Origin of the sequence: Dyadobacter crusticola DSM 16708, from assembly GCF_000701505.1 — a bacterium.
Lineage (GTDB): Bacteria > Bacteroidota > Bacteroidia > Cytophagales > Spirosomataceae > Dyadobacter > Dyadobacter crusticola.
Map to the genome: position 1 here is coordinate 101,598 of NZ_KL370788.1, position 13,447 is coordinate 115,044.

General features: G+C 47.3%; 9 protein-coding genes. 7 read left to right on the forward strand and 2 right to left on the reverse strand.

The features are described from left to right. The first annotated feature begins 41 nt into the window (after nucleotides 1–41). Nucleotides 42–2,675, forward strand: coding sequence for a hypothetical protein (locus tag Q369_RS0127135; protein ID WP_157488334.1), 2,634 nt, complete (start codon nucleotides 42–44; stop codon nucleotides 2,673–2,675). A 25-nt stretch (nucleotides 2,676–2,700) separates the two neighbouring features. After that, nucleotides 2,701–3,885, forward strand: coding sequence for a T9SS type A sorting domain-containing protein (locus tag Q369_RS28635; RefSeq protein WP_051664314.1), 1,185 nt, complete (start codon nucleotides 2,701–2,703; stop codon nucleotides 3,883–3,885). Between the two features lie 157 nt (nucleotides 3,886–4,042). Here the strand turns inward: Q369_RS28635 and Q369_RS0127145 are convergent, their stop codons facing one another. Next, on the reverse strand, nucleotides 4,043–4,474 hold the full coding sequence (locus Q369_RS0127145; RefSeq protein WP_157488335.1) for a hypothetical protein: 432 nt from the start codon (nucleotides 4,472–4,474) through the stop codon (nucleotides 4,043–4,045). A 137-nt stretch (nucleotides 4,475–4,611) separates the two neighbouring features. Next, nucleotides 4,612–5,232, reverse strand: coding sequence for a Crp/Fnr family transcriptional regulator (locus Q369_RS0127150; protein ID WP_031530854.1), 621 nt, complete (start codon nucleotides 5,230–5,232; stop codon nucleotides 4,612–4,614). Between the two features lie 191 nt (nucleotides 5,233–5,423). Here Q369_RS0127150 and Q369_RS0127155 point away from each other — a divergent pair, with 191 nt between their 5' ends. From Q369_RS0127155 to Q369_RS0127175, 5 genes are all read left to right on the forward strand, one after another. Further along, nucleotides 5,424–6,017: a hypothetical protein gene (locus Q369_RS0127155; RefSeq protein ID WP_157488336.1), complete on the forward strand. Its 594-nt coding sequence runs from the start codon at nucleotides 5,424–5,426 to the stop codon at nucleotides 6,015–6,017. A gap of 105 nt (nucleotides 6,018–6,122) precedes the next feature. Continuing rightward, nucleotides 6,123–6,602 (forward strand): MarR family winged helix-turn-helix transcriptional regulator, encoded by a 480-nt coding sequence (locus Q369_RS0127160; RefSeq protein ID WP_031530856.1) that lies wholly within the window; start codon nucleotides 6,123–6,125, stop codon nucleotides 6,600–6,602. Between the two features lie 25 nt (nucleotides 6,603–6,627). Further along, entirely contained in the window at nucleotides 6,628–9,237 is a 2,610-nt protein-coding gene (gene ppsA / locus Q369_RS0127165) for a phosphoenolpyruvate synthase (RefSeq protein ID WP_031530857.1), read from the forward strand. Nucleotides 9,238–9,335: 98 nt separating this feature from the next. Next, the gene (locus tag Q369_RS0127170) at nucleotides 9,336–10,988 is read left to right on the forward strand and encodes a hypothetical protein (protein WP_031530858.1); all 1,653 of its coding nucleotides are present in this window, start codon (nucleotides 9,336–9,338) and stop codon (nucleotides 10,986–10,988) included. Nucleotides 10,989–11,036: 48 nt separating this feature from the next. Beyond that, nucleotides 11,037–13,445 carry an ABC transporter permease gene (locus Q369_RS0127175; protein WP_031530859.1) on the forward strand — a complete coding sequence of 803 codons (2,409 nt, stop codon included), beginning with the start codon at nucleotides 11,037–11,039 and terminating at the stop codon, nucleotides 13,443–13,445. Nucleotides 13,446–13,447: the final 2 nt, after the last annotated feature.

A 13,447-nucleotide genomic window follows, 5' to 3' on the forward strand; every position in this document is an offset into this window, starting at 1 on the left:
GGAAAGTCAATTTTCCTGGTTTAATAAACATCTTTCTCTACATGAAAAAATTGCTGCTTATTCTCCTAGTGTATATAACCTCGAACAATCTGTTAATGGGACAGACCATGCCAGGGGTAGTCGGTCCCATTTGCCAAAATTGTGTCCCGCCGGGGTACACCTTATTACAAGGAGAAGCTTCGATATCAAACTCCAACGGCCCCGCCGGGCATCTAGAAGACAATTGGGTTCCAGAATTTGATAATAAATGGGATACTCCATCTGGCGGGCCAGAATTCTTAACATTATTTTTTAGTGAATCTGTAACAACATCTGTCAGTACAAACATAACTAACCTTACTCCAGGAAAATACTACATATTCACGTATCCCGTCATACCATTGGAGGCGGGAAGCCATGACACTGCTCCTTTAAAAACGTTTTTAGAAATCAAACAGGGCGGAATTGGCTCATGCTCCAGCAACTTGGAAATAAATCAAGTAGGTACCTGGCAATATGGTCAATTTATATTCCAGGCAACGTCCCAAACAGCAGTTATTGCTATTTCTGGAGAAGGTTCTGGATCAGGCGGCTACTTGGGATTTGACATCGATAGTAATGGCGGACATGTTAGACCTGTCGTTAGTGAGCAGGTTAATTTGCTAACCACGGAATTAACTATTGACTGCCAAAATCCGGTGGCTAGTTTAAGCAGTACAGATGTTGAGACCTTAGGCAAAACGCGATTCTACACTAATCCTTTTCATGAAGGAGAATATATCGAAATGAAATTTGGCGTTTGCGAATTTACGACGCCGGGAACATACTATGCGTTTGCTGTTGATCAATCTAGTGGAGAGCCAGTGGTAGAAATGTTCAACACAAATTTCTCGACATCTGTCCTGACTGTTATTCAAAATGTGCCAAATGGCGGCCAACAGGTTAGTATTGCAAAACCATCACTACAGATAGTCTGTCCATCCTCAAATGCGGATTTAGCTAAGGCGCTTGGACAAACCATTCCGGCAGGAACAGAAATCGCGTGGTATCACAATCCAACACACGAGGGATTACCCTTACCAAATCAAGACGATGTATTACCAGGAGAATACTATGCATTTCTCTACAGTGTTCAATATAATTGTTTTAATACAAACTTTTCCACAGCAAAAGTTACTGTTACAAAGGGGGCGCAAGTCGCGATTTCTAAAACCTCCCTAGGCAACTACTGCCCGTCTACTTCTGTAAGTCTAGGCTTAGCCTTTCAAGGAACGATCCCAGAAAGCTCAGGCTTGTTTTGGCACAAAACACCAGACCACAGCGACGAGCCACTGCCGGATCCAAGCAAAGTGTCTGCAGGAACTTATTATGCATTCTTCTACGATTTTAACAACAACTGCTTTAATACTGACTTGTCAACTGCGAAAGTGACGGTTGTGGTTGATCAATGTAATAACTGTAAGGCAGGCACCAACCAGGTTGCATTAACCGGCACCACGCTGAAAAATGAGTGTTCTCAGGTTAGCGTGAATCTCAATGGGATGCTTTCGAATAGTACTCCGCCGGGTAGCGTCTTAGTTTGGTTTAACAACCAAAATCATTCAGGCCTAGCAATTAAAAATCCTACAAACGTTACACAACCAGGCGCTTATTACGCATTCTTTTACGACAGCGAAAACGATTGCTTCAACACAAACCTGTCAACAGCAAACGTTACAGTAACCATCGAACCCTGCGAGACGACCTGCCACGGTGGATTGCCTCAAGTGCAGCTGACAGGCAGCAAGCTTGGAATTATTTGTCCTGCAACCAAGGCTGATTTGAATAGTAAGTTCACAAGCACGCCGCCGCAAGGATTTTCACTGGTCTGGTTTACGACGGATACACCAATCGGCAGTCCCCTGGCACATCCTAATGCAGTTAGTCCGGGTACTTATTACGCTTTCTTTTACAACTCACAAGGTGACTGCTTTAATGTAAATAAATCTACATCGCTTGTGACAGTTGCTTCCCAAGGTCCTTGCCAGACTCAATTAAGCCTGAAAGTGTTTTTGCAAGGTGCTATGACCGGGACAGGTGAAATGCGGAATGATCTACAAGCTGCGGGACTTCTTCCGGTGAACGATCCCTACAATGGCGGCGTAACCTTTACCAATATCAACAATGTTGCTATCGCAGGTAAAATTGTAGACTGGATACAGGTAGAGCTGCGTAAGCCGGATAGCCCTTACGATGTCATCGAAACCAGAAGCTTACTGCTGAAATCAGATGGCGTTGTAGTACAACCCGATGGTTCAGTGCCAAAATTGGGACAGCTTATTCATGATTTCAGAGTAACGATCCGCCATCGCAATCACCTGCTTGTGCTGAGTAATGTGATTGATGAAAATAACAACGAAGCTTACAGCTACGACTTCTCACCTGCACCTGAGCTTGCGTATTCACCGGACGGATTATATCAGCCGCAGCTTGCTTCTATGAACGGAAAGTGGTCTCTGTGGGCCGGCGATTGTGATCAGGACGGAGGAATTGATGTCACCGATCACAACAGGGTTAAAGTTGCGAGCGGCAAATCATTGATCAATGTCTACGATGCAACCGATTTGAATTTGGATGGGAAAGTGGACGTTGCTGACCTGATACTAATGCATACTAGCAATGCGAAGGCTATATTCTCAGTCCTGAGTGAAAATTAATTCAAACCTCACACTATCAACTTTTATGAAAAATACGCTGAATACGCTTGTGTCAATTGGCCTCACCCTAATACATTGCGTAGCCAATGCGCAAACCACCCCGATTGACAATATAGCTGCCGGGCCACACATATTCTTTGAAGCACGCAACCGGCATGCGGTACTTACCAACAATGGCCTGGATGTGACCTTCGATCTGTACATGTCCGCCAGTCAGGCATATCTTAATTATGTAAAATCTCCCGGCGACGGTGGTAACGGTCCGCAATTTGGACTCGAAAGCGTTGATGTTGCATTCGATATAGACTTCGGCGCTCCAATGGAAGCACCATTTGTACTACCGAATGGAAATAGTATCACAGTAAAAAATGCTCAGCTTTCCGCCGCACAAGCGCAAACAAACGTAAAAGGAAGCTCGCCAGCCGGGTATGATACACGTTTCAAATACTCGCTCTTTCGTGAAGCTAATAGTGAGCCGCTCTCATCTGTGCCTACTTTGGTAGCATCGGTTTCACTTTTCTGGGCACCTGAGTTGGTTGGTGCCGGGTTTTCACCCGACGATGCAAGAATCCAACTACGCTGTGCCTCCACGGGCTTCGGGACGGGGCTGAGTGGTTCAAAATGGGCAGACTTTACAGGGAATGCGAAAAATAGCGTAGGCAGCTCTGAAGCGACAAAACCTCTGCCTGTAACACTTGTATCATTCAATGGCAATCAGGAAGGAAATACAATATTCCTCACCTGGAAAACTACCGACGAAACTAATAGCAATCGTTTTGAGGTGGAGCGAAGTAGTAATGGTAAGAATTGGAGAACGATTCAGACGGTAAAAGCGATCGGCGAAAGCAAAGTAGCTCATCACTACGATGCTATTGACACTGATCCGCTCAGTGGAGAAAACCTGTATCGCCTTCGCATGATTGATCACGACGGCAGTACAGCGTTCAGCAAGATTGTAAGTGTGCAGTTCGAGGGAGAAAAGGACTTTATTTTTCCAAATCCTGTTGCCGACAAGCTTTATTTGAAACACCGAAGTCCTGGTAAAATATCCGCTGTTGAGATCAGCAACGCTGCCGGAAAGGCAGTACTGAAAACAAGCAACATCAGCGACGAAGGGATAGATGTGAAAATGCTGGAACCGGGACTATATTCCATTAAAGTGCTTAAAGGAGCAGCTGTAAAGAACTACAAAGTAGTGGTCATCAAGTAGTGAGCTGTCCGGGCCGGTCAACGTTTTTCAGGTTCGGTCTCACCCTTAGAGTTAGATGCTGAAAATAGCGGAATTCTAATAGGGTTTGCTTTGCCTCGCCAAATACTGCCCCAACAAGTTGCCGACTTGCGGGAGGGTATTTGACGGGACAGTTTTATTAACGCGTAGCCGTAAGTTTGAAATCCACGCCGGCGTCGTCAGTTCCATTCACAATAACCTTCTTTCCTTTGATCTCAGCTACCTTTTCGCCTTCGTAAGTAAGCTCGATTGTACCGGAATTTTCGGAAAGCTGGATGTCACTTACATCGTAGACCATAAAATCTTCATTGGTTGATTTCAGCCGGATATCGAGCTCGGCATCAACTGTGGTCGCCGTTTTCCGAACAAGACGAATATCGCCTTTCAGGTTGCTTTTATCGGCGGGAATGGTGTTGCCTTCAAATTCAAGCTCAGAGAAAATGTAAATACCCGCAGCCTTGGTGCCAAGGTCCGGTGCCGGGTCTTTTTCTTTGTCTTTGTCACAGGAACTTACTGCAACAAGTAAGGCGAGCATTGTGAACACATTTCTTAGGATGGAAATTTTTCTCATGGCTTTATCTTTTAGATTTTGCCCAAAAGTAGCCGATGAACGGACGGCACTAAACCCAGTTAGGATCAACTGTGCCTTTCATATTCTGAATTGAGAGGAATGTATTTTGAACTGTTAGCCGGCCGGCCAAAAACTATTCAGAAAGAGGCGCGCGTCGCCCCGTTCTTATCCATATTGATCGTTTTCAAGCACCTGCTGAAAGTGGCAGCAGTGGTGCCCAGGTAGGTGGCGATATAGTGATCAGGAATGCGCCGCAGCAGTGAAGACGGCTGGCTGATATAATGCGCGATCCGCTGCTCTACCGAAAGGTATTTGAAAACCTTCACACGGTCAGTGAAATTAATGAGGTGCTGCTCCAGAAGCTGCACTGCCAGACCCGCCATGTAAACGTCTTCCTGTACCAATTTCCGGTAAGCCTCGTAAGTAATGGAATAGCCGGTTGTATCTTCCAGTGTTTCCAACACGTCACTCGACGCTTTTTGCAAAAGAAAACTCTCCGCAATGCAAACAATGTCACCGTCTGAAACGAGCAGCGATGTGATATCCTCCGAGCCGCGGAGATAGTAGGTCCGCATTGCGCCCTTTTCGATGAAGTAAAGACATTTGCTAACCTGCCCCATATCCACCAGTACCCTGCCTTTAGGGATCATAAACCGGGTCAGATTTTCCTGAAAACGTTCTTTAACCGGCTCCGACAGGATAAACCTGGAAGCTTCGAGAATTCTTTGGAGTGGCTTAATATCTTCGGAGGGTTTCATAGATGCAAAACGGGCTTACGTTTTTTCACAACTTTGGGTGAGACAAAATCTTGTCGGAGCGCAAGATAAATCCGTGTTGCAGAACAACTCAGATCCGTGTTGCAGGACAAGATATAAACTTCTGCCAACCCGGTTACTTTGTGCTGTGCAAAAACACACCATCCTAACTGCCTCACCTAACCTGTACTTTCATGCAAAAGCTCAATTCTACTATTCTCTCCTTTATGGTTGTTGCATTGTTTATAGCAGCAAGCACGCCAGCCCATGCACAGCGACCTTCCCAGCACGAAATCCAGCTTAGCTACGGACCTTTGGCCAGAGAACGGCTGCTGGATGATGCGTTCATTATCTTCTTAGGCTCCGTGTTCAATGAGCCACTTCCAAAAATGGACTTTTCGAGTTCATTTTCAATTACTTACAGGTATCAGGTAACCCGCCGGTTTGCCATTGGCGTTACAGCAGCAACGAGCAACGGTAACTCTTATAAAACGAGCTACTATGATTTTCAAAGGACTGATAAGCATGGCAATCTAATGATGGCATTTGAACCTAAAATCACCTACGCCGACGCTCCGCATGTTACCTTGTATGCAGCCGCCGGTATAGGCGGGCTTTTTGTCCGGATTAAAGACCAGCGGCTCGCAACTGATGCTAAACTGTATGCGACGCCCACCTTCCAGATCACGCCGTTTGGGATCAGGGTCGGAAAAAAGGTGGGCGGCTTTGCCGAACTTGGCTATGGTTACAAAGGCGTTGTCAGTATCGGGATCAACACGCGCTTCTAGTTCGCACCAATGCTTCTTGCCTGGCTTATAATTCACTTTGAAATTTGACAATAACACTTGCTTTCATTTATCTTTGCAACTAAGATATTTAGTTAATGAGATAATATGGAAGATACTGAACTCAGGCGGATAAGGAAACTTAGTCAGCAACATGCATTTACTTCCATTCAGCTGCATGAAGCGGTAGCGAGGAAGGCGGGATTACCAGGTACTGACCATAAGTACCTGGGTTTTCTGATGGAAAAAGGCCAGATGACCGCGGGTGAATTAGCTGCGCTCACAGGTCTTACTACTGGCGCTGTTACTGGCCTGATCGACCGGTTTGAGAAAAAACATCTGGTAAAAAGACGGTATGCTGCGGAAGACAGGCGGAAGGTGATCATAGAGCCTGACAAAGAAAACATCATGGCGCTACTGGTACCTCTCTACGAAGATTTCCGCAGCAAAACAGAAAAATTGATTGCCTCTTTTTCAGATCAGGAAAGCAAAGTCATTGAAGCTTATTTCGCAAAATCCATTGAGATCATGAATGAAGCAACAAACGCGCTGACCTCCGACACGGATGCAATCAGCAGAAAAAGATAATTACCAAACCTCACACACCGGAAAGATGGGAAAGTACATATTGGACTTCGACCAAATCGACAGAACGAAAGCTGAGCTGGCGGGCGGAAAGGGCGCGAACCTGGGCGAACTCATGCGCATCGACGGGATCAAAGTACCGACCGGCTTTTGCGTTTCGACAGAAGCCTACAAAAAGATTATTCAGGAAATACCCTCCATTGATAAATTACTGACTGAGCTTTCGGCTTTAAAAGCAGAACAAAGAGCGCAAATCAGTGCATTGGGTAGTGAGATCCGGAAGGCAATTGAAAAGGCTATCATTCCAAAAGACATTGAGAGTGAAATAAGCAGGTACCTTACGCTTTTGGGTGAAAACAATGCTTACGCCGTCCGTTCCAGCGCAACTGCCGAGGATTTACCGACAGCCTCTTTTGCAGGCCAGCAGGATACTTACCTGAATGTAGTTGGAGCAAAGTCAATCTTCATGCATATCAGCAAATGCTGGGCTTCCCTTTTTACCGATCGCGCGATCATTTACCGCATTCAAAATGGCTTCGATCACCGGAAAGTCAGCCTCGCTGTGATTGTTCAAAACATGATCTTCCCGGAAGCAGCCGGGATTCTGTTTACTGCCGATCCGGTTACCGGCAACAGGAAGACCCGCTGCATTGACGCAAGTTTCGGATTGGGCGAGGCGGCAGTATCCGGTCTGGTGAATGCAGACCATTACAAAGTGTACAAAGACCGGCGCATTGAAAAGAAGGTATCTCCCAAAAATCTCGCGATTTATCCGGCTGAGCAAGGCGGTACCGAGCAGAAAGAGATTACACCCAACCGCAGGAAACAGCAGGTACTTACCGATTCACAGATCCTGGAATTGGCAAAGCTGGGGAGTCAGATCAAGGCCCATTTCGCTGGTACCGAAGATGCGCCGCAGGATATCGAATGGTGTTTGGCAGAAGGCACATTTTACATTGTCCAAAGCAGGCCAATCACTACCCTGTTCCCGGTTCCAGAATGGAATGCGCAGGATGTTACCGGAAATGCGCGCGTCTACGTGTCTGTCGGACATGGACAAATGATGACCGACGCTATAAAGTCGCTCGGCCTATCTTTTTTCCTGCACGTAACCCCGGCACGAATGCGGACTGCGGGCGGGCGGCTGTTTGTTGATGTAACACCATTGCTTTCGTCGCATTCCAAGAGGCAAGCGCTGTTGGATACAATGGGAAAATCGGACCCGCTTATCAAAGACGCCCTGCTGGCGATCCTCGAACGAGGCGAGACAGAGACCATACCAGACGATAATATACCGCCGTCGAAGCCGCCCGTGCCAGAAGAAATTGAACCAGCCGCCTCACTTATCCCTGAATTGATCAGCCGTAGCGAGAGGTCGGTGCAAGAACTGGAAGAGCGCATTCAGGCCAAATCAGGAGCAGATTTGATCCGGTTTATCTTGGATGATATTAGTGAATTGAAGAAGATATTATTTGATCCGCAAAGTCACCGTGCCATTCAGGCGGGCATGAATGCTGCCGCGTGGATCAATGAGAAAATGTACGAGTGGCTTGGTGAGAAGAGCGCAGCAGATACACTATCCCAGTCTGTTCCCAACAACATCACCTCCGAAATGGGACTGGCGCTTTTAGATGTTGCCGATGCAGTGCGCCCTTTTCCGGAGGTAATTGCGTACCTGGAAAATGTGAAGGACGACAACTGGCTTGACAAGCTACCCAGCTTCAATGGCGGCGAGCAAGCCCGGAGTGCGATCCATGCATTTCTCAGCAAATACGGAATGCGTTGCGTCGGCGAAATTGATATTACGAGAACCCGCTGGCTGGAACAACCCGCTTTACTGATCCCGCTCCTATTGAGTCACGTCAAAAACTTCGAACCCGGCGCGGGAAGGCAAAAATTTGAGCGCGGCTTGCAGAAAGCTGCAAAGAAGGAACAGGAATTACTGTCGTGCCTCACCCGATTACCTGAAGGGGAAGCCAAAGCAATGCAAGCAAAACGGATGATAGCACAGCTTCGGAATTTTGCAGGCTATCGCGAATACCCGAAATACGGAATGATCAGCCGCTATTTCGTATACCGGAGGGCGTTACTCAGAGAGGCAGATGCACTCGTAAAAGCGGGAATAATTCGTGACAAGCAAGATATCTACTACCTGTCGCTGGAAGAGCTGTGTGAAATATACCAATCAGGCCAGGCAGATCAGCAGCTCATTGACAAGCGGAAGGAAGAATTCAGGAGTTATGAAAAACTAAACCCGCCGCGGGTAATTACTTCCGATGGCGAGATCATTTCAGGCAAATACCAATCGAACAACCTGCCAGCTGGTGCAATTCCGGGCTTGGGGGTTTGTTCCGGAATTATCGAGGGAAGAGCGCGGGTAATTCTGAACATGAAAGATGCAGATTTACAAGAGGGAGATATACTAGTCACCACTTTTACTGACCCCAGCTGGACACCTTTGTTTGTCTCTGTCAAAGGCCTGGTCACAGAAGTCGGCGGAATGATGACCCACGGTGCAGTAATCGCCCGCGAATATGGATTACCGACCATTGTCGGAGTTGAAAACGCCACCAGGTTAATCAAAGATGGTCAGCGGATCCGTGTGAATGGAACAGCGGGTTATATAGAAATCTTGTAGGCTGGCCTCAACTTCATTGATCGGGTTGATTTAAAGTTTCATAGAGTAGCGGAACAAACCCTCCTTCTTTGAAACATGAATAACTATCCTATACCCTTATGATCAAGTACAACCTACTATTCCTTTTTCTGCTCCTCGGTTTTATAACACGCGCACAGAACAATGCGCCGCGCGAAAATGTGGTAATCACCGCTGAGAAAGGCAAAACCAGCGTTTCGGTGATCGAGAATGGCGACCTCCATATTAACGTAGCTCCAAAAAACGTGGCGAAGTTCAAAGCAGCGCGCGTGGTGCATTACAACGACTTCGGCGCAAAAGGTGATGGCAAAACAGACGATATCAATGCGATCGCGGCAACCCACGCCTTTGCCAATCTTCATGGACTTGCCGTGAAGGCCGACGATGGCGCTACCTATTACATTGGCGGCAAAGCGCGCACAGCAGTGATCCGGACCGATACCGATTTTGGGAAAGCCGCTTTTATTATTGATGATACTGACGTTGAAAACCGCAATGCTGCTGTATTCACAGTGGGTTCGAGCCTGAAACCTTTCAAGCTGGAAGGTATATCTTCACTCAAAAGAAACCAGGAGAAAATCAATGCAAAATTACCTGGCTCCTGCCTGGTAACTGTTACCAATGCGAATGTAAAGCAGTATATCCGGTTTGGGCTAAATCAGAATAATGGCTCTTCGCAGACTGACATTTTTGTTGTTGATAAAAGCGGCAAAGTAGATATGAATGCGCCGATTATCTGGGATTTTGATCAGATTACGGATATCACTGCACTTCCGATCGACGAAAAGCCGCTGAACATCAAAGGCGGGCGCTTTACCACCATTGCCAATAAAGCTGAATCAAAGTATACATACTACAACCGGAATATCGCAATACGTCGCTCGAATGTACTTCTGGAAGGAATGGAACACCGCATTACCGGCGAGGGAGAACAGGGCGCGCCTTACGGAGGTTTCATCAACATCGGCGAATGCGCTTATGTGACGATCAGGAACACCGTGCTGACCGGGCACAAAACGTACAGCACTATCGGCGCTGCCGGGAAGCCAGTTACAATGGGCACTTACGACCTGTCGGCAAATCGCGCATTGAATGTGTCTTTTGTCAATTGCACGCAGACGAATGACATCAATGACAATACATACTGGGGTATTCTGGGCTCAAATTTTTGCAAAAACCTCCTTTACGACCATTGCACGCTTTCCCGCTTCGATGCGCATCAGGGAGTTGCCAATGCAACCATCCGCAATTCGACACTCGGGCACATGGGTATCAATGCGATCGGCAGCGGACTTTTGTTGATTGAAAATTCTAGGATCCGGGGTAGAAGCATCGTTAATCTCCGCTCGGATTATGGAAGTACCTGGCAGGGAGAAGTAATTATCCGTAACTGCGTATTTGTGCCGGCAAATGGGAAGCCGGTGAATGCAGCATTGATCAGCGGCTCGAATTCAGGTCAGCACGACTTTGGTTATACCTGCTATATGCCTGAAAAAATTACGGTTGAAAATCTTCGGATCGATGATGCACAGCATCCTGAAAACTACCAGGGACCGGCTATTTTCGCCAACTTCAATCCGGAAGTGAAAGACAATTCCTATCAGGAAAAGTATCCTTATGTGAAAACCAAAGAAGTTATTCTTCGAAACGTCACCACTGCCAGCGGCAAACCTGTGCGGGTAAGTGACAATGCATTTATGTTCCGGGACGTGCAAGTGCGCGCTGGTCAGTAGCTACTTCATAAGTCTGACTTTTGCTTTCAAAATCAACTGACAACTAGCATGTTCCGTAATTACTTCAAAATAGCCTGGCGAAACCTGACCGGAAATAAGACCTACTCGGCCATTAACATGGGCGGACTTGCGGTGGGAATGGCGGTTGCAATGTTGATTGGTCTCTGGATTTATGACGAGCTTTCTTTCAACACAACCCATCAGAATTATCCCCGCATTGTGCGGGTAATGCAGCAGCAAACGCTGGATGGAGAAGTAAATACCGGTAGTAATGTACCCGCGCCATTGTTCAAGGAGCTGCAGACAAGCTACGGAGCAGCTTTTGACCGCGTAGTAATTACCTCCTGGCTTCAAAGGCACGTGCTGACCTACAACGGATCAAGTTTTACGCAGGCGGGCAACTTCATGTCCGCTGGCGCAGCCGAAATGCTCTCCCTAAAAATGATCAGCGGCACTGCTTCCGGACTGAGAGATCCTGCAACTATCCTGCTTTCAGGATCAACTGCCAGGGCGATTTTCGGAAACTCTGATCCCGTGGATAAAACGCTTAAGTTGAATAAGGATCTGGATTTAAAGGTGGTGGGTGTTTATGAAGATATTCCCTACAATTCAGAGTTTCACGAACTCGCATTCATCGCGCCTTTTGACCTGTTTGTTTCGTCTACCGAATGGGTGAAAGCGGCTGTGGAAAATAACGATTGGGAAAGCAGCTCCTTTCAGATTCTGGCCCAGTTATCCCCGAGTAGAAATTTAACAGCAGTTTCTGAGCAGATCAAAAACATCAAACTCCGGAAAGCAGGAACAGATGCGCTGAAATTTAACCCGCAAATCCTGCTGCATCCGATGACCCGCTGGCATCTTTATTCTGAATGGGAGAATGGGCGTAACGTAGGCGGTCGCATTCAGTTCGTCTGGCTTTTTGGCATTATTGGTGTATTTGTATTGCTGCTGGCCTGCATCAACTTCATGAACCTGAGTACCGCCCGCTCCGAAAAGCGCGCCAAAGAAGTAGGTATCCGAAAAGCAATCGGCTCGGTGCGCCTGCAGTTGATCGGACAATTTTTCAGTGAATCTTTCCTCGTCGTCGGCTTTGCTTTTTTCCTTTCGCTGGTGCTCGCCAGGCTTGTTTTGCCTACATTCAATGAGATCGCCGACAAGCGAATGCAAATGCCCTGGACAGATCCGGTTTTCCTGGCGGGCAGCTTTTTGTTTGCGCTGTTAACCGGATTTATCGCAGGCAGCTACCCCGCATTCTATCTATCTTCATTTCAGCCCATCAAAGCATTGAAAGGCAAATGGACGCCGCTGGGCCTGCGTGCTACATTGCCGCGGAAAATCCTGGTAGTACTGCAGTTCACCGTCTCGATCACGCTGATCATAGGTACTGTCATCGTTTATAAACAAATACTTCATGCCAAAAGCCGCCCTATCGGCTACAACAGGCAGGGACTTGTAACCATGCTGGTGAACACGCCCGACATTCACAGGCATTTCGATGCTGTTTTGGATGATCTTGTCAAAACAGGAAGCGTGGTTTCCATGGCTGAGTCGGCGGGACCACCTACTGAGGTTTTTTCTGCCAATGTAGGCTTCAACTGGAAAGGCAAAGATCCGGGGCTGCAATCTGAGTTTGCGACCATCGGTATCTCACACGATTTTGGAAAAACGGTCGGCTGGAAGTTCATTGCGGGACGGGATTTTACCAAAACCCTGGCCAGCGACTCAGCTGGGTTTGTGGTCAATGAAGCCGCTGTGAAGTTCATGGGATTGGCAAAACAAAAACTAAATGATGCGATCGGAGAGACAGTTACCTGGGACGGGAGGTCTTTCAAAATTATCGGAGTGATCAAGGATATGATCATGGAATCGCCCTACGATCCTGTCAAGAAATCGATCTTTTTCATTCACCCGAAAGGCGGCCGGTTTATCACTGCACGGCTCAATCCCGGCACCAATGCAAGTTCCGGATTGAAAAACATCGAAGCGGTATTCAAAAGACATGCGCCCGAGTCTCCATTCACTTACCAGTTTGTGGATCAGGAATATGCATTGAAGTTTGCTGCCGAGGAAAGGATCAGCAAGCTGGCGGCGATATTTACCGTCCTCGCCATTTTCATCAGCTGCCTCGGACTTTTTGGAATGGCTTCTTTCATGGCAGAACAGCGCACAAAGGAAATCGGGATCCGGAAAGTGCTCGGCGCCTCAGTTACAAATCTGTGGCAGCTGCTTTCCGGCGATTTTGTGATCCTGGTAGGTATTTCCTGTCTGCTTGCGATACCAATTGCCTGGTATACAATGGAGCAGTGGCTCGAAAAGTACACTTATCACACCCAGATATCCTGGTGGATTTTCGCAGCTGCGAGCATTGGAACACTTGTTATCGCACTCGCAACTGTAAGCTACCAGGCGATCAGGGCGGCGCTGCTTGATCCCGTGCAGAGCCTGAAAGGGGATTAAAG

Bases quoted from the DNA above. Each gene is read 5' to 3' on its own strand.
- Q369_RS0127160 (WP_031530856.1), top strand. From the start codon at position 6,123: ATGGAAGATACTGAACTCAGGCGGATAAGGAAACTTAGTCAGCAACAT.
- Q369_RS0127135 (WP_157488334.1), top strand. From the start codon at position 42: ATGAAAAAATTGCTGCTTATTCTCCTAGTGTATATAACCTCGAACAAT.
- Q369_RS28635 (WP_051664314.1), top strand. From the start codon at position 2,701: ATGAAAAATACGCTGAATACGCTTGTGTCAATTGGCCTCACCCTAATA.
- Q369_RS0127150 (WP_031530854.1), bottom strand. From the start codon at position 5,232: ATGAAACCCTCCGAAGATATTAAGCCACTCCAAAGAATTCTCGAAGCT.
- ppsA (WP_031530857.1), top strand. From the start codon at position 6,628: ATGGGAAAGTACATATTGGACTTCGACCAAATCGACAGAACGAAAGCT.
- Q369_RS0127155 (WP_157488336.1), top strand. From the start codon at position 5,424: ATGCAAAAGCTCAATTCTACTATTCTCTCCTTTATGGTTGTTGCATTG.
- Q369_RS0127145 (WP_157488335.1), bottom strand. From the start codon at position 4,474: ATGAGAAAAATTTCCATCCTAAGAAATGTGTTCACAATGCTCGCCTTA.
- Q369_RS0127175 (WP_031530859.1), top strand. From the start codon at position 11,037: ATGTTCCGTAATTACTTCAAAATAGCCTGGCGAAACCTGACCGGAAAT.
- Q369_RS0127170 (WP_031530858.1), top strand. From the start codon at position 9,336: ATGATCAAGTACAACCTACTATTCCTTTTTCTGCTCCTCGGTTTTATA.